Source organism: Pseudomonas sp. KB-10, assembly GCF_018221585.1.
In the GTDB taxonomy this organism is placed as follows: domain Bacteria; phylum Pseudomonadota; class Gammaproteobacteria; order Pseudomonadales; family Pseudomonadaceae; genus Aquipseudomonas; species Aquipseudomonas yangonensis.
In genome coordinates, this window is sequence record NZ_QYYB01000001.1 from 876,653 (window position 1) to 901,138 (window position 24,486).

23 protein-coding genes are annotated in these 24,486 nt (G+C 60.7%); 19 read left to right on the top strand and 4 right to left on the bottom strand.

What is annotated here, in order from left to right:
- Nucleotides 1–95: 95 nt before the first annotated feature.
- The 4 genes from gyrB to dnaA are packed head-to-tail and all read right to left on the bottom strand — an operon-like array spanning nt 96 to nt 6,257.
- Complete coding sequence (gene gyrB, locus DXK50_RS04070; RefSeq protein WP_212629417.1) at nt 96–2,516, bottom strand: DNA topoisomerase (ATP-hydrolyzing) subunit B; 2,421 nt, start codon at nt 2,514–2,516, stop codon at nt 96–98.
- Between the two features lie 4 nt (nt 2,517–2,520).
- Nucleotides 2,521–3,624 (bottom strand): DNA replication/repair protein RecF, encoded by a 1,104-nt coding sequence (gene recF, locus DXK50_RS04075; RefSeq protein ID WP_212629418.1) that lies wholly within the window; start codon nt 3,622–3,624, stop codon nt 2,521–2,523.
- A 7-nt stretch (nt 3,625–3,631) separates the two neighbouring features.
- The gene (dnaN, locus tag DXK50_RS04080; protein ID WP_212629419.1) at nt 3,632–4,735 is read right to left on the bottom strand and encodes a DNA polymerase III subunit beta; all 1,104 of its coding nucleotides are present in this window, start codon (nt 4,733–4,735) and stop codon (nt 3,632–3,634) included.
- A gap of 31 nt (nt 4,736–4,766) precedes the next feature.
- The gene (gene dnaA, locus DXK50_RS04085) at nt 4,767–6,257 is read right to left on the bottom strand and encodes a chromosomal replication initiator protein DnaA (protein WP_161864260.1); all 1,491 of its coding nucleotides are present in this window, start codon (nt 6,255–6,257) and stop codon (nt 4,767–4,769) included.
- 520 nt (nt 6,258–6,777) lie between these two features.
- Between dnaA and rpmH the strand changes: the two genes are divergently transcribed.
- The 19 genes from rpmH to glmU all read left to right on the top strand — a co-directional run bounded on the left by rpmH (nt 6,778) and on the right by glmU (nt 24,438).
- Nucleotides 6,778–6,912 carry a 50S ribosomal protein L34 gene (rpmH, locus tag DXK50_RS04090; protein WP_003246698.1) on the top strand — a complete coding sequence of 45 codons (135 nt, stop codon included), beginning with the start codon at nt 6,778–6,780 and terminating at the stop codon, nt 6,910–6,912.
- 13 nt (nt 6,913–6,925) lie between these two features.
- Nucleotides 6,926–7,330 (top strand): ribonuclease P protein component, encoded by a 405-nt coding sequence (rnpA, locus tag DXK50_RS04095; RefSeq protein ID WP_161864261.1) that lies wholly within the window; start codon nt 6,926–6,928, stop codon nt 7,328–7,330.
- A complete protein-coding gene (gene yidD, locus DXK50_RS04100; protein ID WP_161864262.1) occupies nt 7,323–7,568 on the top strand; it encodes a membrane protein insertion efficiency factor YidD in 246 nt (81 codons plus the stop codon). The genes rnpA and yidD overlap by 8 nt, the downstream gene beginning before the upstream one ends.
- A 2-nt stretch (nt 7,569–7,570) precedes the next feature.
- On the top strand, nt 7,571–9,316 hold the full coding sequence (gene yidC / locus DXK50_RS04105; RefSeq protein WP_212629420.1) for a membrane protein insertase YidC: 1,746 nt from the start codon (nt 7,571–7,573) through the stop codon (nt 9,314–9,316).
- A 158-nt stretch (nt 9,317–9,474) separates the two neighbouring features.
- Nucleotides 9,475–10,842, top strand: coding sequence for a tRNA uridine-5-carboxymethylaminomethyl(34) synthesis GTPase MnmE (gene mnmE / locus DXK50_RS04110; RefSeq protein ID WP_212629421.1), 1,368 nt, complete (start codon nt 9,475–9,477; stop codon nt 10,840–10,842).
- A 717-nt stretch (nt 10,843–11,559) separates the two neighbouring features.
- A complete protein-coding gene (gene mnmG, locus DXK50_RS04115; RefSeq protein WP_212629422.1) occupies nt 11,560–13,452 on the top strand; it encodes a tRNA uridine-5-carboxymethylaminomethyl(34) synthesis enzyme MnmG in 1,893 nt (630 codons plus the stop codon).
- Entirely contained in the window at nt 13,449–14,096 is a 648-nt protein-coding gene (gene rsmG, locus DXK50_RS04120) for a 16S rRNA (guanine(527)-N(7))-methyltransferase RsmG (protein ID WP_212629561.1), read from the top strand. Before mnmG ends, rsmG begins: the two co-directional genes overlap by 4 nt.
- 12 nt (nt 14,097–14,108) lie before the next feature.
- The gene (locus DXK50_RS04125; protein ID WP_106737956.1) at nt 14,109–14,897 is read left to right on the top strand and encodes a ParA family protein; all 789 of its coding nucleotides are present in this window, start codon (nt 14,109–14,111) and stop codon (nt 14,895–14,897) included.
- Between the two features lie 11 nt (nt 14,898–14,908).
- Nucleotides 14,909–15,778 (top strand): ParB/RepB/Spo0J family partition protein, encoded by an 870-nt coding sequence (locus tag DXK50_RS04130; RefSeq protein WP_161864268.1) that lies wholly within the window; start codon nt 14,909–14,911, stop codon nt 15,776–15,778.
- 130 nt (nt 15,779–15,908) lie between these two features.
- Nucleotides 15,909–16,298, top strand: a complete 390-nt coding sequence (locus tag DXK50_RS04135) for a F0F1 ATP synthase subunit I (protein ID WP_212629423.1) — start codon at nt 15,909–15,911, stop codon at nt 16,296–16,298.
- A 24-nt stretch (nt 16,299–16,322) separates the two neighbouring features.
- Nucleotides 16,323–17,141 carry a F0F1 ATP synthase subunit A gene (gene atpB, locus DXK50_RS04140; protein ID WP_090431634.1) on the top strand — a complete coding sequence of 273 codons (819 nt, stop codon included), beginning with the start codon at nt 16,323–16,325 and terminating at the stop codon, nt 17,139–17,141.
- A gap of 66 nt (nt 17,142–17,207) precedes the next feature.
- Nucleotides 17,208–17,435: a F0F1 ATP synthase subunit C gene (gene atpE, locus DXK50_RS04145; RefSeq protein ID WP_003241387.1), complete on the top strand. Its 228-nt coding sequence runs from the start codon at nt 17,208–17,210 to the stop codon at nt 17,433–17,435.
- 87 nt (nt 17,436–17,522) lie between these two features.
- Complete coding sequence (locus DXK50_RS04150; protein ID WP_024306123.1) at nt 17,523–17,993, top strand: F0F1 ATP synthase subunit B; 471 nt, start codon at nt 17,523–17,525, stop codon at nt 17,991–17,993.
- Nucleotides 17,994–18,005: 12 nt separating this feature from the next.
- Complete coding sequence (locus DXK50_RS04155; RefSeq protein WP_024306122.1) at nt 18,006–18,542, top strand: F0F1 ATP synthase subunit delta; 537 nt, start codon at nt 18,006–18,008, stop codon at nt 18,540–18,542.
- Nucleotides 18,543–18,557: 15 nt separating this feature from the next.
- The gene (gene atpA / locus DXK50_RS04160; RefSeq protein WP_161864270.1) at nt 18,558–20,102 is read left to right on the top strand and encodes a F0F1 ATP synthase subunit alpha; all 1,545 of its coding nucleotides are present in this window, start codon (nt 18,558–18,560) and stop codon (nt 20,100–20,102) included.
- A 48-nt stretch (nt 20,103–20,150) separates the two neighbouring features.
- On the top strand, nt 20,151–21,014 hold the full coding sequence (gene atpG, locus DXK50_RS04165; protein WP_161864271.1) for a F0F1 ATP synthase subunit gamma: 864 nt from the start codon (nt 20,151–20,153) through the stop codon (nt 21,012–21,014).
- A 49-nt stretch (nt 21,015–21,063) separates the two neighbouring features.
- Complete coding sequence (gene atpD / locus DXK50_RS04170) at nt 21,064–22,440, top strand: F0F1 ATP synthase subunit beta (protein WP_012020331.1); 1,377 nt, start codon at nt 21,064–21,066, stop codon at nt 22,438–22,440.
- A gap of 79 nt (nt 22,441–22,519) precedes the next feature.
- Complete coding sequence (locus DXK50_RS04175; protein WP_017676260.1) at nt 22,520–22,954, top strand: F0F1 ATP synthase subunit epsilon; 435 nt, start codon at nt 22,520–22,522, stop codon at nt 22,952–22,954.
- Nucleotides 22,955–23,079: 125 nt separating this feature from the next.
- The gene (gene glmU, locus DXK50_RS04180; protein ID WP_161864272.1) at nt 23,080–24,438 is read left to right on the top strand and encodes a bifunctional UDP-N-acetylglucosamine diphosphorylase/glucosamine-1-phosphate N-acetyltransferase GlmU; all 1,359 of its coding nucleotides are present in this window, start codon (nt 23,080–23,082) and stop codon (nt 24,436–24,438) included.
- The last annotated feature ends 48 nt before the right edge of the window (nt 24,439–24,486 follow it).

Below are 24,486 nucleotides of genomic sequence, written 5' to 3' on the forward strand. Positions count from 1 at the left end.
TAGCTCTATAGCCCGCTCAAATTAAAAAGCCCCTGCCGATTTGCTTCGGCAGGGGCTTTTTATTTCACACCAACTGGCGACTAGCTAGCAGTTCGTCAGAAGTCCAGGTTCGACACCGCCAGGGCGTTGGATTCGATGAAGTCGCGGCGCGGCTCCACGGCATCGCCCATCAGGGTGTTGAAGATCTGGTCGGCAGCGATGGCGTCCTCGATGGTGACCTTGAGCATGCGGCGCACTTCCGGGTCCATGGTGGTTTCCCACAGTTGATCCGGGTTCATCTCGCCGAGACCTTTGTATCGCTGCACGCTGTGGCGCTTGGTGCTTTCGTGCATCAGCCAGTCCAGCGCTTCCTTGAAGGTGCTGACCGGTTTCTTGCGCTCACCACGCTGTACGTATGCGCCTTCTTCCAACAGGTTGTTCAACTGATCGCCCAGAGTCGTGACGGTCTTGTAGTCATTACTGGCGAAGAAGTCGCGGTTGAAGGTGGTGTAGCTGGAAAGGCCATGCGCCTTGACCTCCACTTCGGGCAGCCAGACATGACGCTCGCGGTCTTCGCGCAGGCTTGCAGTGTAGGTCTGACCGGACTTCTCCATGCCTTTGAGACGGGCGCTGAAGCGCTCCAGCCATGCCTGCATGCCGGCATGGTCAGCAAGCTGCTCCAGACCAATGCTCGGCAGATAGACGAAGTGTTCGGTGATGTCCTTGGGATAAACGCGCGACAGGCGATCCAGGGTCTTCATCACGCGGCGGTATTCGCCAACCAGCTTCTCCAGAGCACCACCGGATAGGCCCGGGGCATTCTCGTTGACGTGCAGGCTGGCATCCTCCAGAGCCGACTGGGTCATGTATTCGTCCATGGCCTCGTCGTCCTTGATGTACTGCTCCTGCTTGCCCTTCTTGACCTTGTACAGCGGCGGCTGGGCGATGTAGACGTAGCCACGCTCGATCAGCTCCGGCAACTGACGGAAGAAGAAGGTCAGCAGCAGCGTGCGGATGTGCGAACCGTCGACGTCAGCATCGGTCATGATGATGATGTTGTGGTAACGCAGCTTGTCGATGTTGTACTCCTCACGCCCGATGCCACAGCCCAACGCGGTGATCAGCGTGCCAACTTCGGCGGAGGAGAGCATTTTGTCGAAGCGCGCCTTCTCGACGTTGAGGATCTTGCCCTTGAGCGGCAGGATCGCCTGGGTCTTGCGGTTACGGCCCTGCTTGGCAGAACCGCCCGCGGAGTCACCCTCCACTATGTAGAGTTCGGACAACGCCGGATCTTTCTCCTGGCAGTCGGCCAGTTTGCCGGGCAGGCCTGCGATGTCCAGAGCGCCCTTGCGGCGAGTCATCTCACGCGCCTTGCGCGCTGCTTCACGGGCACGGGCAGCGTCGATCATCTTGCCGACCACGGCCTTGGCTTCGTTCGGATTCTCCAGCAGGAAGTCGGCGAAGTACTTGCCCATTTCCTGCTCGACGGCGGTTTTCACCTCGCTGGAGACCAGCTTGTCCTTGGTCTGCGAGCTGAATTTCGGGTCCGGCACCTTCACCGAGATGATCGCAGTCAGACCTTCACGAGCGTCATCGCCAGTGGTGGCGACCTTGAACTTCTTGGCCAGGCCTTCCTGCTCAATGTAGTTGTTCAGGTGACGGGTGAGGGCGGAGCGGAAGCCCGCCAGGTGGGTACCACCGTCACGCTGCGGAATGTTGTTGGTGAAGCAGAGGATGTTTTCGTTGAAGCTGTCGTTCCACTGCAGGGCCACTTCCACGCCAACGCCGTCTTCCTCGCGCTGGATATTGAAGTGGAACACCTGATTCACCACGGTCTTGTTGGTGTTGAGGAACTCGACGAAGGCCTTCAGGCCACCCTCGTACTTGAACAGTTCTTCCTTGCCGGTACGCTCGTCGCGCAGCAGGATGCCCACGCCGGAGTTGAGGAACGACAACTCGCGCAGACGCTTGGCCAGGATGTCCCAGCTAAAATGGATGTTGGCGAAGGTTTCTTCGGACGGCTTGAAGTGGATCTGCGTGCCGGTGCCATCGGTGTCGCCAACAGCAGCCAGGGGTGCTTGCGGGACGCCATGCACATAGGTCTGTTCCCAGATCTTGCCGCTGCGGCGAATGGTCAGTACCAGCTCCTTGGAAAGGGCGTTCACCACCGACACACCCACGCCGTGCAGGCCGCCGGAAACCTTGTAGCTGTTGTCGTCGAACTTACCGCCGGCGTGCAGCACGGTCATGATGACCTCGGCTGCCGAGACGCCTTCTTCCTTATGCATGTCGACCGGGATACCGCGGCCGTTGTCACGCACGCTGATCGACTCATCCGGGTGGATGGTAATGGTGATCTCGCTGCAGTAGCCCGCCAGCGCTTCGTCGATCGAGTTATCGACCACCTCGAACACCATGTGGTGCAGACCACTACCATCGTCAGTGTCACCGATGTACATTCCGGGACGTTTGCGTACGGCGTCCAGTCCTTTCAGCACCTTGATGCTGGAGGAGTCGTACGTTTGATTCTCGCTCATGCCTTCACTCCCGATGGTCTTGGGTCTGGGTGATACGGCCATGTTCCACGTGGAACATGGCAACCGGCGTATCCGTCTGCCAGCCTTCCCTCAACAATTCATGATCCACACAGGTGATGAACACCTGGCAGCGCAAATCTTCCAGCAACCGGCATAACGCCTGACGATGCTGCTCATCCAGTTCCGACGGTAGGTCGTCCACCAGATAGATACATTGACCACGCTTGGCTTCATTCACCAAGTGGCCCTGGGCGATGCGCAAAGCACACACCACCAGCTTCTGTTGTCCTCGCGACAGGATCTCTGCCGCGTTGTGCCCTGCAAGCCGAAGGCGTAAATCAGCACGCTGCGGACCTGCCTGCGTATGCCCAAGCTGCTGATCGCGGAAGAGGGAGGCGGCGAGCACTTCGCTCAGCTCACGATCCTTGTCCCACCCGCGGTAATAACTCAGGGTCAAGCCTTCCAACTGCAGCAATTCGCCAAGAGTACGCTCGAATACCGGCTTCAGTGCCTGGATGTAAGCGCGCCGATAGGTATCGATCTCTTCGCTTGCGCTGCACAATTCGCGGTCCCACGCGGCCTGCGAAGCACCGTCAAGTGTACCATGGCGCAGCCATGAGTTCCGCTGCCGCAGGGCTTTCTGCAGGCGTTGCCAGGCACCAAGAAAACGATGTTCCACGTGGAACACACCCCAATCGAGGAACTGCCGACGAATCTTCGGCGCGCCTTCCAGGAGACGAAAGCTGTCGGGGTTGATCAGCTGCAACGGCAACAGGTCGGCCAGCTGTGCAGCGCTGCGAGCATTCTGCCCGTCGATACGTATTTGCAGCTCGCCCTGGCGATCCCGCGAAATACCCAAATTGCTCGAACCGCCCTGGGCCAACTGCACCTGACCAAATACAGTACAGGCAGGTTGCTCGTAATGAATGACAGGCTGCAGGCGGGTACTGCGGAAGGAACGGGCCAGGCCGAGCAAGTGGATGGCCTCCAGCACGCTGGTCTTGCCGCTGCCGTTGGCGCCATGAAGGATGTTGATGCGGGAGGAGGGGGAGAGGGTCACCGGGTGCAGATTACGCACCGCGGTGACCGTGATACGGCTGAGGGACATTAAAGGCTTAGAGCCTCATCGGCATGACGACATAAGAGGAGTCGTCGTTGTCGGCTTCCTGCAGCAGGGCGCTGCTGTTGGAGTCGGAGAGAATCAGGCGAACCTGCTCGGTGCCCATGACGCCCAACACGTCCAGCAGGTAGCTGACGTTGAAACCGATTTCCAGACCGCCGCCGTTGTAGTCGACCACGATCTCTTCCTCTGCCTCTTCCTGCTCCGGGTTATTGGCCTGAATCTTCAACAGACCAGACGCCAAGGTGAGGCGGATACCGCGATATTTTTCGTTGGAGAGGATCGCGGTACGGCTGAAGGCTTCACGCAGCCCCTGACGATCGGCCAGCACCAGCTTGTCACCGCCGCGCGGCAATACGCGTTCGTAATCCGGGAATTTGCCGTCCACCAGCTTGGAGGTGAAGGTGAACTCGCCGGTGTTGGCGCGAATGTGGTGTTGACCCAGGACGATGGCGACTTCCGCATCCTGCTCGGTGAGCAGGCGGGCCAGTTCAAGAATACCTTTGCGTGGCACGATGACCTGATGCTTGCCTTCCTGCTGGATGGCGGCCTCCATGGAGCACATGGCCAGGCGATGGCCGTCAGTGGCCACGGCACGCAGCATGCCGCTCTGTACTTCCAGCAACATGCCGTTGAGGTAATAACGCACGTCCTGCTGAGCCATGGCGAAACTGGTGCGCTCGATCAAGCGACGCAGCTTGGCTTGCGGCAGGTTGAAGGTCAGCGAGCCCGGGCCTTCTTCCACGGTGGGGAAGTCGTTGGCTGGCAGCGTCGACAGGGTGAAACGGCTACGACCGGCCTTGACCAGCAGCTTCTGGTCATCGACGCGGATGTCGATCAGCGCATCGGACGGCAGGCTCTTGCAGATATCCATCAGCTTGCGCGCTGGTACGGTGATCTCGCCTGGCTCGGCAGCATCTTCCAGCGTGACACGACCAACCAGCTCGACCTCGAGGTCGGTACCGGTCAATGACAACTGCTGGCCTTCGACCACCAGCAACACGTTGGACAATACCGGCAGCGTCTGGCGTCGTTCCACGACACCGGCGACCAGTTGCAGAGGTTTCAACAGGGCTTCGCGTTGAATGGTGAAATGCATGGTCTAGTCCCTTGCCTCGTGGAGCTGCGAATCAGGTTGTAAGCGTACGCAGCAGGTTCTTGTAGTCCTCGCGGATATCCGCGTCGGATCCCCTAAGTTCAGCAATCTTACGGCAAGCGTGCAATACCGTGGTGTGATCACGACCGCCGAAGGCCACACCGATTTCCGGCAGGCTGTGATTGGTCAGTTCCTTCGACAGCGCCATGGCCACTTGGCGCGGTCGGGCGATCGAGCGTGAGCGACGCTTGGAGAGCAGATCGGTAATCTTGATCTTGTAGTACTCGGCCGTGGTGCGCTGGATATTGTCGATGCTGACCAGCTTGTCCTGCAGGGCCAGCAGATCCTTGAGCGACTCGCGGATCAGTTCGATGGTGATGTCGCGGCCCATGAAGTGCGAGTGGGCGATCACCCGCTTCAGCGCACCTTCCAGCTCACGTACGTTGGAGCGAATGCGCTGGGCGATGAAGAATGCGGCATCGTGCGGCAGATCAACCTTGGCCTGATCGGCCTTCTTCATCAGGATCGCCACTCGGGTTTCCAGTTCGGGCGGCTCGACCGCGACGGTCAGGCCCCAGCCGAAGCGCGATTTCAGTCGCTCCTCCAGCCCTTCGATCTCTTTGGGGTAGCGGTCGCTGGTGAGAATCACCTGCTGGCCACCTTCGAGCAGTGCATTGAAGGTGTGGAAAAACTCCTCCTGGGAGCGCTCCTTCTTGGCGAAGAACTGGATGTCATCGATCAGCAGCGCATCCACCGAACGGTAGAAACGCTTGAATTCGTTGATGGCGTTGAGCTGCAACGCCTTGACCATGTCAGCGACGAAACGCTCCGAGTGCAGGTACACCACCTTGGCATTGGGATTCTTCGCCAGCAGGTGGTTACCCACGGCATGCATCAGGTGAGTCTTGCCCAGACCCACACCGCCATAAAGGAACAGCGGGTTGTAGCCATGCTTGGGATTGTCCGCTACCTGCCAGGCCGCGGCGCGAGCCAACTGGTTCGACTTACCCTCGACGAAGTTGTCGAAGGTAAAGGTGCGATTGAGGTAACTGGTGTGCTTGAGGCCGCCTTCGACCTGCACGGTACGCTCGGTGCGAGGCGCCACCGCAGGGGTCGGAGGTTGCGGCGCCGAACCGGCCATGGAATCGAAGCTGGCTCGCGAGGGTTCTTCCTGAGCGGGTGGAGGAACCGGCTTGCTGACCGCAGCAGCAGCCTGAACCTGAGCAGCGCGCGCGGCGGCAGGAAGTGGCGCAGTGGGCGCTACCCTGGCAGTGGCAGCGCGTTTGCTGCCTATTAATAAGGAAAGCGCAGGGACCAGGCCACCAGCACGCTCGCCGAGCAGCTCGAGCAAACGACTGAGGTATTTCTCGTTGACCCAGTCGAGCACGAAACGATTGGGCGCATACACACGCAGCTCGTCGCCTTCGGCCTCGACCTGCAGAGGACGGATCCAGGTGTTGAATTGCTGGGCCGGCAACTCATCGCGCAGAAGCTCGACGCATTGCTGCCATAGTTCCACTGACACTGACTATCCCCTATCCAGGCGGCGGTGCAAAAACAGCCGCCATTGTACCGACCCACGGCTGAGTTATCCACACAACATGAGCTAGATGGCCAAGTAAAATCAAAGCCTTAGTCACATTCACGAGACTTATCAGCAAGCCCCTGAACCTTGTGGATAAGCACCCAATAAGCCTTTGCAAAACCATGTGGATCAGCATGCGGATAACCAGGCTGTGGGTAAAACGTCAATCCATCCTCAGGTTGTAGGCAGCTAGCGCACAGATCAAACACCTGTTCTGGACAGGCTTATCCTTTGCGCCCAGGCACGGAGCGTGCCGCCTTCAGAGGCTTGTCCACAAGCCAGGACAAGACTAATCAACATAAACATAGAAAAAGAGCTTTAAACCCTTTTCCTTCTTTCTATTTCTATCTGGAGAATAAGGTTGGTTGGAAATTGACCTACTGCGCGGCTTTCTCTAGAATTGCCGGTCTCTTTAAACCAGGGTCATTCCGACCCTAGTCGATCACCCAGGTAACGCACCATGAAACGCACTTTCCAACCCAGCACCATCAAGCGCGCTCGTACCCACGGTTTCCGTGCCCGCATGGCCACCAAGAACGGCCGTGCCGTCCTGTCGCGTCGTCGCGCCAAGGGCCGCAAGCGTCTGACTGTCTAATTCATCCAGACAGGTGGTGAGTCGAGGCTTCGGCCGGGAAAAGCGACTGCTGACTCCCCGGCAATTCAAGGCAGTCTTCGACTCCCCAAGCGGCAAAGCTCCGGGCAAAAGTGTCCTGCTGCTAGCGCGCGATAACCAGCTTGATCATCCCCGCCTAGGTCTGGTGATCGGCAAGAAGAGCGTCAAGCTCGCCGTCGAGCGCAACCGCATCAAGCGTCAAATCCGCGAGTCCTTTCGCCTCAATCAGGACAACCTGACAGGCTGGGACATCGTGGTGGTCGCCCGCAAAGGGCTAGGTGATCTGGAGAACGGCGAACTCGCTCAGCAGTTCGGCAAACTCTGGAAACGCTTGGCCCGAAGCCGGCCCAGTCGCGACGCAGAATTATCCTTCGGGACAAGCGACAATCCCCATGCGTAAAGCGGCTCTAGCCTGCATTCAGGTTTATCGCTACGCCATCAGTCCGCTGATGGCCAGTCACTGTCGCTTCTACCCCAGCTGCTCCTGCTACGCCTACGAAGCCATCGAGCAACATGGCTTGCTGCGTGGTGGCTGGCTGGCAGCTCGCCGTCTCGGTCGCTGCCACCCCTGGAATGCCGGCGGTTTCGATCCGGTTCCTCCCGTAAAAACATCCCGTTCCCCTTCGATGGCCGAATAATCATGGATATCCAACGTTCGATCCTGATCGTCGCCCTGGCAGTCGTGTCCTACCTCATGGTCCTGCAATGGAACGAGGACTATGGCCAGGCTGCCCTGCCAGCCGAGGTTAGTACCTCGACCGCTGCGACGCCTGCCCTGCCCGATACGCCTGCGGCTACCGCCAGCGCTGGCAGCGACGACATCCCCACTGCAGTGGCCGAGCCTAGCGCAGCTGCCGTTGCCCCCACCGCAGTTGCCAGCGACGAGCTGATCCGCGTCAAGACCGATGTGCTCGACCTGGCCATCGACCCACGCGGTGGCGATATCGTGCAGCTGCGTCTGCCGCAGTACCCGCGTCGTCAAGACCGTCCGGACGTACCGTTCCAGCTGTTCGACAACGGCAGCGAGCGCACCTACCTGGCGCAAAGTGGCCTGATCGGCCAGAACGCTCCGGACAAATCCAGCGGCCGTGCCCTGTGGTCCAGTGAGAAGCAGAGCTACGAAATGGCCGAAGGCCAGGACAGCCTGGTGGTCGATCTCACCTACAGCGAGAACGGCGTCAGCTACATCAAGCGCTACAGCTTCAAGCGCGGCCTCAACCCGCAGTGCTCGGCGCGTGAGCAGGAGCTGAAGAAGCCTGGCTGCATCGATCCGTCCGCCTACCAGGTCGACGTGCGTTACCTGATCGACAACCAGAGCGATCAGGCCTGGAGCGGCAACCTGTTCGCTCAACTCAAGCGTGACAACAGCGGTGACCCTTCCTCGACCACCGCCACCGGCACTGCCACCTACCTGGGTGCCGCGCTGTGGACCAGCGAAGAGCCTTACAAAAAGGTGTCGATGAAAGACATCGACAAGCAGTCCTTCAAGGAAACCGTGCAAGGCGGCTGGGTCGCCTGGCTGCAGCACTACTTCGTCACCGCCTGGGTGCCGAACAAGGACAGCACCAACCTGGTACAGACCCGCAAGGACAGCCAGGGCAACTACATCGTAGGCTTCACCGGCCCGTCCGTGCAGGTTGCTGCCGGCGCGCAGGGCGAAACCGGCGCGATCCTCTATGCCGGTCCCAAGCTGCAGGAGCACCTGGGCACCCTGTCCCCGGGTCTGGAGCTGACCGTCGACTACGGCTTCCTGTGGTTCCTGGCACAGCCGATCTTCTGGCTGCTGGAAGTGATTCACGGCGTACTCGGCAACTGGGGCTGGTCGATCATCGTCCTGACCATCATCATCAAGCTGATCTTCTTCCCACTGTCGGCTGCCAGCTACCGTTCGATGGCGCGCATGCGTGCCGTATCGCCGAAACTACAGGCGCTGAAGGAGCAGTACGGTGACGATCGCCAGAAGATGTCCCAGGCGATGATGGAGCTGTACAAGAAAGAGAAGATCAACCCGCTGGGCGGCTGCCTGCCGATCCTGGTGCAGATGCCGGTATTCCTCGCCCTGTACTGGGTGCTGCTGGAATCGGTCGAAATGCGTCAGGCCCCATGGATGTTCTGGATCACCGACCTGTCGATCAAGGATCCGTTCTTCATCCTGCCGATCATCATGGGCGCTACCATGTTCATCCAGCAGCAGCTCAACCCGACGCCGCCGGACCCCATGCAGGCCCGCGTGCTGAAGCTGATGCCGATCATCTTCACCTTCTTCTTCCTGTGGTTCCCGGCTGGTCTGGTGCTGTACTGGGTGGTCAACAACTGCCTGTCCATCGCCCAGCAGTGGTACATTACCCGCAGGATCGAAGCGGCAGCGAAACCGGCCAACGCCTGATTAGCCAGAGCTTCCAAGCCTCAAGCAAACGCCCCATGATTGGGGCGTTTTGCTATCCAAGCATTTGTCGTAGGAGCGAGCTCTGCTCGCGAATCGCTGTTATTCACAGCTATCCACCCTCGTTCCTACAGCCACCCGTACACATCGAGTAAGCCACCATGAACCATGCCCGAGACACCATCGCCGCCGTCGCCACCGCACAGGGCCGTGGCGGCGTGGGCATCGTACGGGTGTCCGGCCCGCTGGCCGGGCAACTGGCCCAGGCCATCTGCCGACGCGAGCTGAAACCCCGCTTCGCCCATCACGGCCCATTCTTCGCCGAGCATGAGCTGCCGCTGGACGAAGGCCTGGCTATCTACTTCCCTGGCCCGAACTCCTTCACCGGTGAAGACGTGCTGGAGTTGCAGGGTCATGGCGGCCCGGTGGTGCTCGACCTGCTGCTGCGTCGTTGCCTGGAACTGGGCGCGCGTCTGGCCCGGCCCGGTGAGTTCAGTGAGCGCGCCTTTCTCAACGACAAACTCGACCTGGCCCAGGCCGAAGCCATCGCCGACCTGATCGAAGCCAGCTCCGAACAGGCCGCGCGCAATGCGCTACGATCCCTGCAGGGCGAATTCTCCAAACGCGTGCATGCGCTGACCGAATCGCTGATCCAGTTACGTATCTATGTCGAAGCCGCCATCGACTTTCCCGAGGAAGAAATCGACTTTCTCGCCGATGGCCATGTGCTGAACCAGCTTGACGCCGTTCGCACCGACTTATCCACAGTGCTGCGCGAAGCGGGCCAGGGCGCTCTGCTGCGTGACGGCATGACCGTGGTTATTGCCGGTCGCCCTAATGCCGGCAAGTCCAGCCTGCTCAACGCTCTGGCCGGCCGTGAGGCGGCCATCGTTACCGACATCGCCGGCACCACCCGCGACGTGCTGCGCGAACATATCCACATCGACGGCATGCCGTTGCACGTGGTCGACACCGCCGGCCTACGCGACACCGATGACCAGGTGGAACGCATCGGTGTGGAACGCGCGCTTAAGGCCATCAACGAGGCGGATCGCGTGCTGCTGGTAGTGGACTCCACCGCGCCGGAAGCTGCCGATCCTTTCGCCCTGTGGCCCGAGTTCCTCGAACAGCGCCCGGACCCGGCGCGGGTCACCCTGATCCGCAACAAGGCGGATCTCTCCGGCGAAGCAGTCAAGCTGGAAACCAGTGCCGATGGCCATGTCACCCTCAGCCTCTCGGCCAAGTCTGCAGACGGCCTGGAACTGCTGCGCGAGCACCTGAAAGCCTGCATGGGTTATCAACAGACCGCCGAGAGCGGCTTCAGCGCCCGCCGCCGCCACCTCGAAGCGCTGCACCAGGCCGAACAGTACCTCGAGCACGGCCGCAACCAGCTTACCCTGATGGGGGCCGGCGAGCTACTGGCCGAGGATCTGCGCATGGCGCAACAAGCCCTGGGCGAGATCACTGGCGCCTTCAGCAGCGATGACCTGCTGGGCCGGATCTTCTCCAGCTTCTGCATCGGCAAGTAAAACGCTCCCCGTGCACTTGTCCACAGCGCTTATGTAGGAGCGGATTCATCCGCGAAGAGAGCATGGGTTCCCGCCGCTAACCTTCCCTCGCCATTCCCGAATTTCATCAAGCTGCGAATTGCGGGCCTGGCTCAGGATACGCTCTCCTCCTGGCGCCAATCCTAATCATGGGCTCGCCCAACCCTCCTTCCCTGTGCTTAAAGCCCTTTAACGCCGACACATTGCCGAAGCGAATATCTTATAGCCCGATCCCTCGGACTACGGTTATCCATCACGAAATAAACCCTGTGGAAAACCACCCCTGAACCCTGCACATAAACCTATTACAAAGCTGGGTGTAACTACACCTGTGGGTAACAGCCCGTTCCATCCACAGTGACTCAGCAGCTTTCTCAATGGAAGCGAGCAGGAACGACACAGCTTTATCATTCTCTGTACACCAGTTATGACAAGGCCTGTAGCATCTTATCCACAGAAAGGCCTGGCTCTATACATAAACATAAAGAACAAGCTTTATAAAAATTCTCTCTTTCTATTCTTTATAAGCCTGAGCGCATTTCTTCCAGGCCCAGGGGTGATCAGGTCGAGGATCCGGCTGATAGAAATGTGACCAACCAGTTGGCTATTTTTTGTTCAGAAGGCTTCATTCAGCAGGCTTAAGTCCCTATACTTGCCGCCTTTCTTTCAGACCCCTTCTCAACAGGCACGAGGTGCGTGGTGGATTTCCCTTCCCGTTTTGACGTGATCGTGATCGGCGGCGGTCATGCCGGTACCGAGGCAGCCCTGGCTGCAGCACGCATGGGCGTGAAGACCCTGCTGCTTACCCACAATGTCGAGACCCTCGGGCAGATGAGCTGCAACCCGGCCATCGGCGGTATCGGCAAGAGCCACTTGGTCAAGGAAATCGATGCCCTCGGCGGGGCCATGGCCACCGCTACCGACAAAGGCGGCATCCAGTTCCGTATTCTCAACAGCCGCAAGGGTCCGGCGGTACGCGCAACTCGCGCTCAAGCTGACCGTGTCCTGTACAAGGCCGCCGTACGCGAGATTCTGGAAAACCAGGCCAATCTGTGGATTTTTCAACAGGCGGCCGATGACCTGATTGTGGAAAACGCCGAGGTCAAGGGCGTCGTCACCCAGATGGGCCTGAGATTCCACGCGGATTCCGTGGTGTTGACCACAGGCACCTTCCTTGGCGGACTTATCCACATCGGCATGCAGAACTACTCCGGCGGCCGTGCCGGTGATCCGCCCTCCATCGCGCTGGCGCATCGACTGCGTGAACTGCCACTGCGTGTCGGCCGCCTCAAGACCGGTACGCCGCCGCGCATCGATGGCCGCTCCGTGGATTTCTCGGTAATGACCGAGCAACCCGGAGATACGCCTACGCCGCTGATGTCCTTCCTCGGCAAGCGTGAGCATCAGCCCAAGCAGATCAGTTGCTGGATCACCCACACCAACGCGCGTACCCACGAGATCATCGCCGCCAACCTAGACCGTTCGCCGATGTACTCGGGGATGATCGAAGGCGTCGGCCCGCGCTATTGCCCGTCGATCGAAGACAAGATCCATCGCTTCACCGACAAGGACAGCCACCAGGTGTTCATCGAGCCGGAAGGCCTGACCACCCACGAGCTGTACCCCAACGGGATTTCCACCTCGCTGCCGTTCGACGTGCAGCTGCAGGTGGTGCGCAGCATTCGTGGCATGGAGAACGCGCACATCATGCGTCCGGGCTACGCCATCGAGTACGACTACTTCGACCCGCGCGACCTCAAGTACAGCCTGGAGACCAAGGTCATCGGCGGCCTGTTCTTCGCTGGCCAGATCAACGGCACCACCGGCTACGAAGAGGCCGGTGCCCAGGGCCTGCTCGCCGGCTGCAACGCTGCCCTGCGCGCGCAGGGCAAAGAGGCCTGGTGCCCGCGCCGTGATGAGGCTTACATCGGTGTTCTGGTCGACGACCTGATCACCCTCGGCACCCAGGAGCCGTACCGCATGTTCACTTCGCGCGCCGAATACCGGCTGATCCTGCGCGAGGAAAACGCCGATTTGCGCCTGACCGAGAAAGGCCGCGAGTTGGGCCTGGTGGATGACGAGCGCTGGGCGGCATTCGAAGCCAAGCGTGAAGGCATTGCCCAGGAAGAACAGCGCCTGAAGAGCACCTGGGTGCGCCCGGGCACGCCGCAGGGCGACGCCATCGCTGCGCGTTTCGGCACGCCGCTGGCTCACGAGTACAACCTGCTCAACCTGCTGGCCCGTCCGGAAATCGACTACGCGGCCCTGGCAGAGATCACCGAATCGCCGGCTGTGGATAACCAGGTGGCCGAGCAGGTCGAGATCAAGACCAAGTACGCCGGCTACATCGACCGTCAGCAGGACGAGATCGCCAGACTGCGTGCCAGCGAGGACACCAAGCTGCCGGAAGACCTGGACTACAGCGCCATTTCCGGCCTGTCCAAGGAAATCCAGTTCAAACTCGGCAATACCCGCCCCGCCACGCTTGGGCAGGCCGGGCGCATCCCCGGGGTCACCCCGGCGGCGATTTCCCTGTTGCTGATTCACCTGAAGAAGCGCAGCGCCGGCCAGAAGCTGGAGCAGAGCGCCTGATGTCGGTCACTCAGCGTCACGCCGAAGAACTGCTGCAAGGCGCCCGCGAACTGGGTATCGAGCTTAGCGAGCGGCAGCAGGACCAGCTGCTCGCCTACCTGGGCCTGCTGATCAAGTGGAACAAGGCATACAACCTCACCGCCGTGCGCGACCCCGACGAGATGGTCTCGCGCCATCTGCTCGACAGCCTGTCGGTGGTGCCGTTCGTGGCCGAGCGTGGGGATAACTGGCTGGACGTCGGCAGCGGTGGCGGCATGCCCGGTATTCCGCTGGCGATCATGTTCCCCGAGCGCCGTTTCACCCTGCTCGACTCCAACGGCAAGAAGACCCGTTTTCTCGTCCAGGTGAAGCTGGAGCTGAAACTCGCCAACCTCGAGGTTGTCCACAACCGCGTCGAAGCCTATCGACCCGAGCAGGCATTCGACGGCATCAGCTCGCGGGCTTTCAGCAGCCTCGAAGACTTCAGCAACTGGACACGCCACCTGGGTAACGCCGACACCCACTGGCTGGCGATGAAGGGTGTGCATCCGGATGACGAGCTGCAGGCCCTGCCGGCGGACTTCCGTCTCAGTGCAACCCACGTGCTGCGGGTTCCAGGTTGCCAAGGCCAGCGCCATCTGTTGATACTGCGTCGCTCGGTCTAAGGGGGAAGGAAGATGGCCAAGGTATTCGCGATCGCCAATCAGAAAGGCGGCGTGGGCAAGACCACGACGTGCATCAACCTGGCCGCTTCTCTGGTCGCGACCAAGCGCCGCGTGCTGCTGATCGACCTCGACCCGCAGGGCAACGCGACCATGGGCAGCGGTGTCGACAAGCACGGTCTCGAGCACTCGATCTACGACGTACTGATCGGCGAGTGCGACCTTAGCCAGGCCATGCAGTTCTCCGAACACGGTGGCTACCAGCTGCTGCCGGCCAACCGCGACCTCACCGCCGCGGAAGTCGCCCTGCTCGAGATGAAAATGAAGGAAAGCCGCCTGCGTTACGCCCTGGCGCCGATCCGCGAGAATTACGACTACATCCTTATCGACTGCCCACCGTCGCTGAGCATGCTGACCATCAACGCCCTGGTCGCCGCCGATGGCGTGATCATCCCCATGCAGTGCGAGTATTACGCGCTCGAGGGGCTTTCCGATCTGGTCAACAGCATCCAGCGCATCGCTCAGCTGCTCAACCCCAAGTTGCAGATCGAAGGTCTGCTGCGCACCATGTACGACCCGCGCATCAGCCTGACCAACGACGTCAGCGCCCAGCTCAAGCAGCACTTCGGCGACAAGCTGTACGATGCCGTGATCCCGCGCAACGTGCGCCTGGCCGAGGCGCCGAGCTTCGGTATGCCGGCGCTGGTCTACGACAAACAATCCCGTGGTGCCATTGCCTATCTGGCATTGGCCGGCGAGCTGGTGCGCCGTCAGCGCGCCGCCGCGAAAACCGCTACCGCTTAAGGAACATCCGCATGGCTGCGAAGAAACGAGGTCTGGGTCGAGGTCTGGACGCCCTGCTCGGTGGCAACACCGTCAGTGCACTGCAGGAAGAGGCCGCCCAGGTCGACACACGCGAACTGCAATACGTGCCGCTGGAACTGATCCAGCGCGGCAAGTACCAGCCGCGTCGTGACATGGACCAGACTGCCCTGGAGGAACTCGCCGCTTCGATCCGTGCCCAGGGCGTGATGCAACCTATCGTGCTGCGTCCCATCGGCGACGGCCGTTTCGAGATCGTAGCCGGTGAACGTCGCTGGCGTGCCAGCCAGCTGGCCGGTCAGGACAAGATTCCGGCCATGGTCCGTGAACTGCCCGATGAAGCCGCCATCGCCATGGCACTGATCGAGAACATCCAGCGCGAGGACCTCAATCCGATCGAGGAAGCCGTGGCCCTGCAGCGCCTGCAGCAGGAATTCGAGCTGACCCAGCAACAGGTCGCCGATGCGGTCGGCAAGTCGCGCGTCACCATCACCAACCTGCTGCGTCTGATCGCCCTGCCCGAGGAGATCAAGACCCTGCTCGCCCATGGTGATCTGGAGATGGGCCACGCCCGTGCGCTGCTCGGTTTACCCCCCGAACAGCAGGTCGAAGCGGCGCGACACGTTGTCGCACGTGGGCTGACCGTTCGTCAGACCGAGGCGCTGGTGCGCCAGTGGCTGAGCGCCAAACCCGCCCCGGCAAAGGCCAAGGCCGACCCGGACATCAGCCGCCTGGAACAGAAGCTGGCAGAGCGTCTGGGCTCGCCTGTGCAGATCAAGCACGGCAGCAAGGGAAAGGGACAGCTGGTGATTCGCTACAGCTCCCTCGACGAATTGCAGGGTGTACTGGCGCACATTCGTTGAAACAATTCAGTCTGTAGTCCTACTTCGCTCCTACTACAGCACGGTTGATCGGGCGCAGGCTGGCCCATATACTCCCCGCGCAATTTTGTCGGCCACGGGCCGAGGTTCGGCGGCTTTTCGGGAGAGGTCGATGGGCATCCCCAGTAAGGCCCCGTTTCATCGTCAGCCAGGGTTTCCGATCCTGATTTTTCAGGCCATCGTGACGGCTGTGATCACAGTGTTTTTTGCCGTCAGTGGCGGATGGGTCGCGGCCTATTCGGCATTGCTGGGAGGGCTGATAGCCCTGCTGGCCAACGCGTATTTTGCATTCAAGGCCTTTCGTTACTTTGGCGCGCGTTCGGCCAAGGCCATCGTCCAGTCGATCTGGGCCGGGGCCATGGGTAAATGGATTATCACGGCAGTGCTGTTTGCGCTGGCGTTCGTAGGGGTTGAACCACTGGACCCGATGACGCTGTTCATCGGGTATCTGCTTGCCCTTCTGGCAGCAGCCTGTGCGCCCCTGCTCATGAAAGTTTTCTGAAGCATTGGACCGTTTGAGGCGTTTATGGCTGATACCCCAGCAGAATATATCCAGCATCACCTGCAGAACCTGGTCTACGGCGCTCATCCGGACAAGGGCTGGATCATTGCCCAGACCCCGGAAGAAGTGAAAGCGATGGGCTTCTGGGCCGTCCATGTGGACACCCTGGGCTGGTCGCTGTTCATGGGCCTGATCTTCATCACCCTGTTCCGCATGGCTGCCAAGCGCGCCGTGACCGGTGTACCGACCGGCCTGCAGAACATGGCCGAGATGTGCATCGAATTCGTCCAGGGCATCGTCAAGGACACCTTCCACGGCAAGAACCCGCTGGTTGCGCCGCTGGCCCTGACCATCTTCGTCTGGGTGTTCCTGATGAACAGCCTGAAGTGGATCCCGGTCGACTACATTCCGGGTCTGGCGCACGCCATGGGCCTGCCGTACTTCAAGATCGTCCCCACCGCCGACCCCAACGGTACCTTCGGTATCTCGCTGGGCGTGTTCCTGCTGATCATCTTCTACAGCATCAAGGTCAAGGGCATCGGTGGCTTTACCAAGGAACTGTCGTTCACCCCGTTCAACCACTGGGCGCTGATTCCTTTCAACCTGTTCCTGGAAATCATCGGCCTGCTGACCAAGCCGCTGAGCCTGGCCCTGCGTCTGTTCGGCAACATGTATGCCGGTGAAGTGGTGTTTATCCTGATCGCGCTGCTGCCCTTCTACGTTCAGTGGGGTCTCAACGTGCCATGGGCTATCTTCCACATCCTGGTCATCCCGCTGCAGGCGTTCATTTTCATGGTGCTGACCGTGGTTTATCTGAGTGCTGCGCACGAAGATCACCACTGATCGACATCGAAAAACCCGAAAACCCCTAACTCGTAACCTTAACCTCTAAAAACTCTGGAGCTAACTATGGAACTCGTCTACATCGCCGCTGCCATCATGATCGGTCTGGGTGCCCTGGGTACCGGTATCGGCTTCGCCCTGCTGGGCGGCAAGCTGCTGGAATCCACCGCTCGTCAGCCTGAGCTGGGCCCGCAGCTGCAAACCAAGACCTTCCTGATGGCCGGTCTGCTCGACGCCGTTCCGATGATCGGTGTTGGTATCGCGATGTACCTGATCTTCGTTGTCGCGGGTTAAGAGTTCCTGAGTTCGAGGCAGCATGATGTGTGCTGCCTCTTCAGGCTTTTCTTCCCCGGAACACGAGATAGCACGAGGTAAATCGCTGTGAACATTAACCTGACCCTGTTCGGTCAAACGATTGCCTTCGCTATTTTCGTCTGGTTCTGCATGAAGTTCGTATGGCCGCCGCTGACGCAGGCCATGCAGGAACGCCAGAAGAAAATCGCAGAAGGTCTGGATGCTGCCGGGCGCGCTGAGCGCGATCTGCAGTTGGCCCAGGAACGCGCTGCCCAGATGCTTCGTGAAACCAAAGAGCAAGCTGCCGAAATTCTCGATCGGGCGAACAAGACCGCCAACGCAATCGTCGAGGAAGCCAAGGCCCAGGCCCGCTCCGAAGGTGAAAAGCTGATCGCTGGCGCCAAAGCCGAAATCGATCTGGAAGTGAACCGTGCCAAGGATCAACTGCGTTCGCAGGTAGCAGCTCTGGCTGTCACCGGCGCCGAGCAGATCCTGCAGTCCTCCGTGGACGGCGCTGCGCACAACGATCTGGTCGCAAAACTGGCCTCTCAACTCTAAGCGAGGCTCGCGATGATCAATACCAACACGCTCGCTCGGCCCTACGCGAAAGCCGCGTTTGAGTTTGCCAGTGCTGCACAGCAGGCCGATGCCTGGCTGAACATGCTGTCGCTGTCCGCGGCTGCGGTTCAAACGCCGGCCATGGCTCAGCAGTTGGTCAACCCGGCGTTGACCGATGAGCAGAAAGTCAATGTTCTGGCGCAGATCTGTGCCGGTCACATCGACGCTTCGTTCAGCAACTTCCTGCGCTCGCTGGGCAGCAACGACCGACTGTCGCTGCTGCCGGTAGTACGCGAACAGTTCGCCGTGCTGAAGGCTGAAGCCGAACGCGCCCTCGATGTCGAGGTCGAGTCGGCTTTCGAGCTCAATACCGAGCAATTGCAAACTCTGGCTGCCGCCCTTTCCAAGCGGCTCGATCGCACCGTCCAGCCCAAGCCCGTGGTCAATCCCGCCCTGATCGGCGGCGTTGTCATTCGTGCAGGTGACCTGGTCATCGACGGTTCGGTCCGCGGCAAGCTGAACAAGCTGGCCGAAGCGTTGAAATCCTGATTTGAGGGAACTGGCATGCAGCAATTGAATCCTTCCGAAATTAGCGAAATCATCAAGCAGCGCATTGAGTCGCTTGATGTAACCGCTCAAGCCCGTAATGAAGGCACCATCGTCAGCGTTTCCGACGGTATCGTGCGCATCTACGGCCTCGCCGACGTCATGTACGGCGAGATGATCGAATTCCCTGGTGGCGTGTACGGCATGGCCCTGAACCTGGAGCAGGACTCCGTGGGTGCCGTGGTACTGGGTAACTACCTGACCCTCGCCGAAGGCATGAGCGCCAAGTGCACCGGCCGCATCCTGGAAGTCCCGGTTGGTCCGGAACTGCTGGGCCGCGTCGTCGACGCACTGGGCAACCCGATCGATGGCAAGGGCCCGATCAACGCTCAAGCTACCGACGCTGTCGAGAAAGTGGCTCCGGGCGTGATCTGGCGTAAGTCGGTCGACCAGCCGGTGCAGACCGGTTACAAGTCGGTCGATGCCATGATCCCGGTCGGCCGTGGCCAGCGCGAGCTGATCATCGGTGACCGTCAGATCGGTAAGACCGCTCTGGCCGTCGACGCCATCATCAACCAGAAAGACAGCGGCATCCGCTGCGTCTACGTGGCCATCGGTCAGAAGCAATCGACCATCGCCAACGTGGTACGCAAGCTGGAAGAAGCTGGCGCCCTGGCCAACACCATCGTGGTTGCAGCTTCGGCTTCCGAATCCGCTGCGCTGCAGTTCCTGGCTCCGTACGCCGGCTGCACCATGGGTGAATACTTCCGTGACCGCGGTGAAGATGCCCTGATCGTGTACGACGACCTGTCCAAGCAGGCCGTTGCCTACCGTCAGATCTCCCTGCTGCTGCGCCGTCCGCCAGGCCGTGAAGCCTACCCGGGCGACGTGTTCTATCTCCACAGCCGTCTGCTGGAGCGCGCTTCCCGCGTTTCCGAAGAGTACGTCGAGAAGTTCACCAATGGCGCCGTAACCGGCAAGACTGGCTCGCTGACCGCTCTGCCGATCATCGAAACCCAGGCCGGTGACGTTTCCGCGTTCGTTCCGACCAACGTGATCTCCATCACCGACGGTCAGATCTTCCTGGAATCGGCCATGTTCAACTCGGGTATCCGTCCGGCCGTCAACGCCGGTATCTCGGTATCCCGTGTCGGTGGCGCGGCCCAGACCAAGATCATCAAGAAGCTCTCCGGTGGTATCCGTACCGCTCTGGCTCAGTACCGTGAACTGGCGGCATTCGCCCAGTTCGCTTCTGACCTGGACGAAGCCACCCGCAAGCAGCTCGAGCATGGTCAGCGCGTAACCGAGCTGATGAAGCAGAAGCAGTATGCGCCGATGTCCATTGCCGAAATGTCGGTGTCCCTGTACGCAGCCGAGCGTGGCTTCCTGCAGGACATCGAAGTCGCCAAGGTCATCAGCTTCGAGCAGGCCCTGATCGCCTTCTTCAAGCGTGATCACGCCGACCTGATGGCGAAGATCAACGAGAAGGGTGACTTCAACGACGAGATCGACGCTGGCCTGAAAGCCGGTATCGAGAAGTTCAAGGCCACCCAAACCTGGTAACCGCAGCGGGGGCTTCGGCCCCCGCCTGCTTGAACCAAAAGGTGTGAAATGGCAGGCGCAAAAGAGATTCGCAGCAAGATTGCGAGCATCAAAAGCACGCAAAAGATCACCAGCGCCATGGAAAAAGTGGCGGTCAGCAAAATGCGCAAGGCTCAACAGCGCATGGCTGCCGGTCGCCCCTACGCCGAGCGTATTCGTCAGGTGATCGGTCACCTGGCCAAGGCGAACCCGGAATACCGCCACTCGTTCATGGTGGAGCGTGATGTACAGCGCGTCGGTTATATCGTGGTGACCTCGGATCGTGGTCTGTGCGGTGGCTTGAACATCAACCTGTTCAAGGCGCTGTTGAAAAGCCTGAAGGGATGGCGCGACCAGAAGGTCGACGCCGATTTCTGCGTGGTGGGCAGCAAGGGCGCGAGCTTCTTCCGCAGCAACGGGGGCAACGTGGTTGCCGCCATCAGCAAGCTGGGTGAAGAGCCGTCCATCAACGACCTGATCGGTAGCGTCAAGGTCGTGCTGGATGCCTACGCCGAAGGCCGTATCGACCGCCTCTACCTGGTCTCGAACAAGTTCGTGAACACCATGGTGCAGAAGCCGGAAGTGCAGCAGCTGCTGCCGCTGGCCGCGAGCGAAGAGCAGGGTGTACAGAAAGGTCTGTGGGACTACGTTTACGAGCCGGACGCCCAGCAACTGCTGGATGCGCTGCTGGTGCGCTACGTTGAATCGCAGGTCTATCAGGCCGTGGTCGAGAATAGCGCGTGCGAACAGGCTGCGCGGATGATCGCGATGAAGAACGCAACCGACAATGCCGGTGAACTCATCAAGGACCTGCAGCTGGTTTACAACAAGGCTCGTCAGGCAGCGATCACCCAGGAAATTTCGGAAATCGTCGGCGGCGCTGCCGCGGTTTAAGAACGGTTCAACTGTTTAGAACGGTTGAAAAAAGTCAGAGGAACCAAAGATGAGTAGCGGACGTATCGTTCAAATCATCGGCGCCGTTATCGACGTGGAATTCCCGCGCGATCAGGTACCGAACGTATACGAAGCCCTGAAGGTACAGGGCGCTGAAACCACCCTGGAAGTCCAGCAGCAGCTGGGCGACGGCGTGGTACGTACCATTGCCATGGGTTCGACCGAAGGCCTCAAGCGTGGCCTGGACGTCAACAGCACCGGCAAGGCCATCTCCGTACCGGTCGGTAAAGCGACCCTGGGCCGGATCATGGACGTGCTGGGCAACCCGATCGACGAAGCCGGCCCCATCGGTGAAGAAGAGCAGTGGGAAATCCACCGCGCTGCGCCGAGCTACGCCGAGCAAGCCGGCGGCAACGATCTGCTGGAAACCGGTATCAAGGTAATCGACCTGGTCTGCCCGTTCGCTAAGGGCGGTAAGGTCGGCCTGTTCGGTGGTGCCGGTGTGGGCAAGACCGTAAACATGATGGAGCTGATCCGTAACATCGCCATCGAGCACAGCGGTTATTCCGTGTTCGCCGGTGTGGGTGAGCGTACTCGTGAGGGTAACGACTTCTACCACGAGATGAAGGACTCCAACGTTCTCGACAAGGTAGCCCTGGTCTACGGTCAGATGAACGAGCCACCAGGCAACCGTCTGCGCGTCGCGCTGACCGGCCTCACCATGGCCGAGAAGTTCCGTGACGAAGGTCGTGACGTTCTGCTGTTCGTCGACAACATCTACCGTTACACCCTCGCCGGTACCGAAGTATCCGCACTGCTCGGCCGTATGCCGTCGGCAGTAGGTTACCAGCCGACCCTGGCCGAGGAGATGGGCGTTCTGCAGGAGCGTATTACCTCCACCAAGAAAGGCTCGATCACCTCGATCCAGGCCGTCTACGTACCTGCGGACGACCTGACCGACCCAAGCCCGGCGACCACCTTCGCCCACTTGGACGCCACCGTCGTACTGAGCCGTGACATCGCTTCCCTGGGTATCTACCCGGCCGTTGACCCGCTGGACTCCACCAGCCGTCAGCTGGACCCGAACGTGATCGGCCAGGAGCACTACGAGACCGCTCGTGGCGTTCAGTATGTTCTGCAGCGCTACAAGGAGCTGAAGGACATCATCGCGATCCTGGGTATGGACGAACTGTCCGAAGACGACAAGCTGCTGGTAGCGCGCGCTCGTAAGATCCAGCGCTTCCTGTCCCAGCCGTTCTTCGTGGCTGAAGTCTTTACCGGTGCCCCGGGCAAGTACGTGTCCCTGAAGGACACCATTGCCGGCTTCAGCGGCATTCTCAAAGGCGACTACGACCACCTGCCGGAACAAGCGTTCTACATGGTAGGCGGCATCGACGAAGCCATCGAGAAAGCCAAGAAACTGTAAGTAACGGGTGCGCCCTCTAGGGGGCGTCCGGGCCGGATAGGGCTGCTGCCCGATCCGGCCTCTCAACCGAGGCATTGTTATGGCTATGTCAGTCCACTGCGATATCGTCAGTGCGGAAGAAGAGCTGTTCTCGGGGCTGGTGGAAATGGTCATCGCCCACGGTCACCTCGGTGACCTGGGTATCCTGCCGGGCCACACCCCGCTGCTGACCGATCTCAAGCCGGGTCCGGTGCGAGTGATCAAGCAGGGTGGCACCGAGGAGGTGTTCTACATCTCCGGTGGCTTCCTGGAAGTTCAGCCGAGCATGGTGAAGGTTCTTGCCGACACCGCTGTTCGTGCCGGCGACCTGGATGAAGCCGCAGCCATCGAGGCGCGCAAGGCGGCCGAGAAGGCGCTGAGCGAGAAGGGCACCGAGTTCGACTACGGCAGTGCTTCGGCACGCCTGGCCGAGGCTGCTGCCCAGCTGCGCACCATCGAAGAGATGCGCAAGAAGTTCGGCGGCCGCAGCCGCTGATCGCGTATCGCGGTATCACGCAAAGGGGCGACTTAGGTCGCCCCTTTGCGTTTCTGGCAAAATAGCGCTCTTTTCGCGCGGCGCTTTCTCGCCGCGGACCTATCCTGCCCAGCAAGGAGCTTTCTATGAGTCTGGATATCGTCATTCTTGCCGCCGGCCAGGGCACGCGCATGCGTTCCGCTTTGCCCAAGGTACTGCACCCGGTCGCCGACAAGCCCATGCTGGGACACGTCATCGACACCGCACGCAGTCTGCAGCCCGACAGCATTCAGGTGGTGATCGGCCACGGCGCCGACAAGGTGCGCGAGCGCCTGGCCGCCGACGACCTGAATTTCGTCATCCAGGCCGAGCAGCTCGGCACCGGCCACGCCGTGGCCCAGGCCCTGCCACAACTCAGCGCCGAGCGTGTGCTGATCCTCTACGGCGATGTGCCGCTGATCGAGACCGCGACCCTCGAGCGTCTGCTGGCCTTGGTCAGCGACAACCAGCTGGGCCTGCTCACCGTCGAACTGGCCGACCCGACCGGCTACGGTCGCATCGTGCGCAACGAGCAAGGCGTGGTGCAGGCCATCGTCGAGCACAAGGACGCCAGCGAAGCGCAGCGGCAGATCCGCGAGGGCAACACCGGCATCCTCGCCGTGCCCGGCAAGCGCCTGGCCGACTGGCTGGGCCGCCTGTCCAACAGCAACGCCCAGGGCGAGTACTACCTGACCGACGTGATCGCCATGGCCGTGGCCGACGGCCTGACCGTGGCTACCGAGCGTGCCAGCGACGAGATGGAAGTGCTGGGCGCCAATGACCGTATCCAACTGGCTCAGCTCGAATGCCATTACCAGCAGCGCATGGCCCGCCGCCTGATGGCCCAGGGCGTTACCCTGCGCGATCCGCATCGTTTCGACGTGCGCGGTGAGGTGAGCGTCGGCCGCGACGTGACCATCGACATCAACGTGATCCTCGAAGGCAAGGTGGTGATCGAAGACGATGTGCAGGTCGGCCCCAACTGCGTGATCAAGGACTCGGTGCTGCGCAAGGGCGCCATCGTCAAGGCCAACAGCCACCTGGACGGTGCCGAGATGGGCGAGGGCGCCGACTGTGGTCCGTTCGCGCGTCTGCGCCCGGGCACCAAACTGGGCGCCAAGGCCCATGTGGGTAACTTCGTCGAACTGAAGAATGCCGTCATGGGCGAAGGCGCCAAGGCCGGCCACCTGAGCTACCTGGGCGATGCCGAGATCGGCGCGCGAACCAATATCGGCGCCGGCACCATCACCTGCAATTACGACGGTGCCAACAAATTCCGCACCGTCATGGGCGAGGACGTCTTCATCGGCTCCAACAGCGCGCTGGTGGCACCCGTAACGTTGGGCGACCGCGCGACCACGGGTGCCGGTTCGGTGGTGACCAGCGATGTGCCGGCGGACACGCTGGCAGTCGGCCGGGCCAAGCAGCGTAATATCGAAGGCTGGAAGCGGCCGACCAAGAAGTGAGTGCGACCTAACCTGGGCGGCCAGCCTGTGGATAACCTGCCGGAGGCA

What these genes read in the sequence shown, in the direction of transcription:
- DXK50_RS04135 (WP_212629423.1), top strand. Translation starts at nt 15,909, where the DNA reads ATGGGCATCCCCAGTAAGGCCCCGTTTCATCGTCAGCCAGGGTTTCCG.
- DXK50_RS04130 (WP_161864268.1), top strand. Translation starts at nt 14,909, where the DNA reads ATGGCTGCGAAGAAACGAGGTCTGGGTCGAGGTCTGGACGCCCTGCTC.
- atpD (WP_012020331.1), top strand. Translation starts at nt 21,064, where the DNA reads ATGAGTAGCGGACGTATCGTTCAAATCATCGGCGCCGTTATCGACGTG.
- yidC (WP_212629420.1), top strand. Translation starts at nt 7,571, where the DNA reads ATGGATATCCAACGTTCGATCCTGATCGTCGCCCTGGCAGTCGTGTCC.
- DXK50_RS04175 (WP_017676260.1), top strand. Translation starts at nt 22,520, where the DNA reads ATGGCTATGTCAGTCCACTGCGATATCGTCAGTGCGGAAGAAGAGCTG.
- atpE (WP_003241387.1), top strand. Translation starts at nt 17,208, where the DNA reads ATGGAACTCGTCTACATCGCCGCTGCCATCATGATCGGTCTGGGTGCC.
- DXK50_RS04125 (WP_106737956.1), top strand. Translation starts at nt 14,109, where the DNA reads ATGGCCAAGGTATTCGCGATCGCCAATCAGAAAGGCGGCGTGGGCAAG.
- gyrB (WP_212629417.1), bottom strand. Translation starts at nt 2,516, where the DNA reads ATGAGCGAGAATCAAACGTACGACTCCTCCAGCATCAAGGTGCTGAAA.
- DXK50_RS04155 (WP_024306122.1), top strand. Translation starts at nt 18,006, where the DNA reads ATGATCAATACCAACACGCTCGCTCGGCCCTACGCGAAAGCCGCGTTT.
- atpA (WP_161864270.1), top strand. Translation starts at nt 18,558, where the DNA reads ATGCAGCAATTGAATCCTTCCGAAATTAGCGAAATCATCAAGCAGCGC.
- mnmE (WP_212629421.1), top strand. Translation starts at nt 9,475, where the DNA reads ATGAACCATGCCCGAGACACCATCGCCGCCGTCGCCACCGCACAGGGC.
- rpmH (WP_003246698.1), top strand. Translation starts at nt 6,778, where the DNA reads ATGAAACGCACTTTCCAACCCAGCACCATCAAGCGCGCTCGTACCCAC.
- glmU (WP_161864272.1), top strand. Translation starts at nt 23,080, where the DNA reads ATGAGTCTGGATATCGTCATTCTTGCCGCCGGCCAGGGCACGCGCATG.
- recF (WP_212629418.1), bottom strand. Translation starts at nt 3,624, where the DNA reads ATGTCCCTCAGCCGTATCACGGTCACCGCGGTGCGTAATCTGCACCCG.
- dnaN (WP_212629419.1), bottom strand. Translation starts at nt 4,735, where the DNA reads ATGCATTTCACCATTCAACGCGAAGCCCTGTTGAAACCTCTGCAACTG.
- atpG (WP_161864271.1), top strand. Translation starts at nt 20,151, where the DNA reads ATGGCAGGCGCAAAAGAGATTCGCAGCAAGATTGCGAGCATCAAAAGC.
- atpB (WP_090431634.1), top strand. Translation starts at nt 16,323, where the DNA reads ATGGCTGATACCCCAGCAGAATATATCCAGCATCACCTGCAGAACCTG.
- yidD (WP_161864262.1), top strand. Translation starts at nt 7,323, where the DNA reads ATGCGTAAAGCGGCTCTAGCCTGCATTCAGGTTTATCGCTACGCCATC.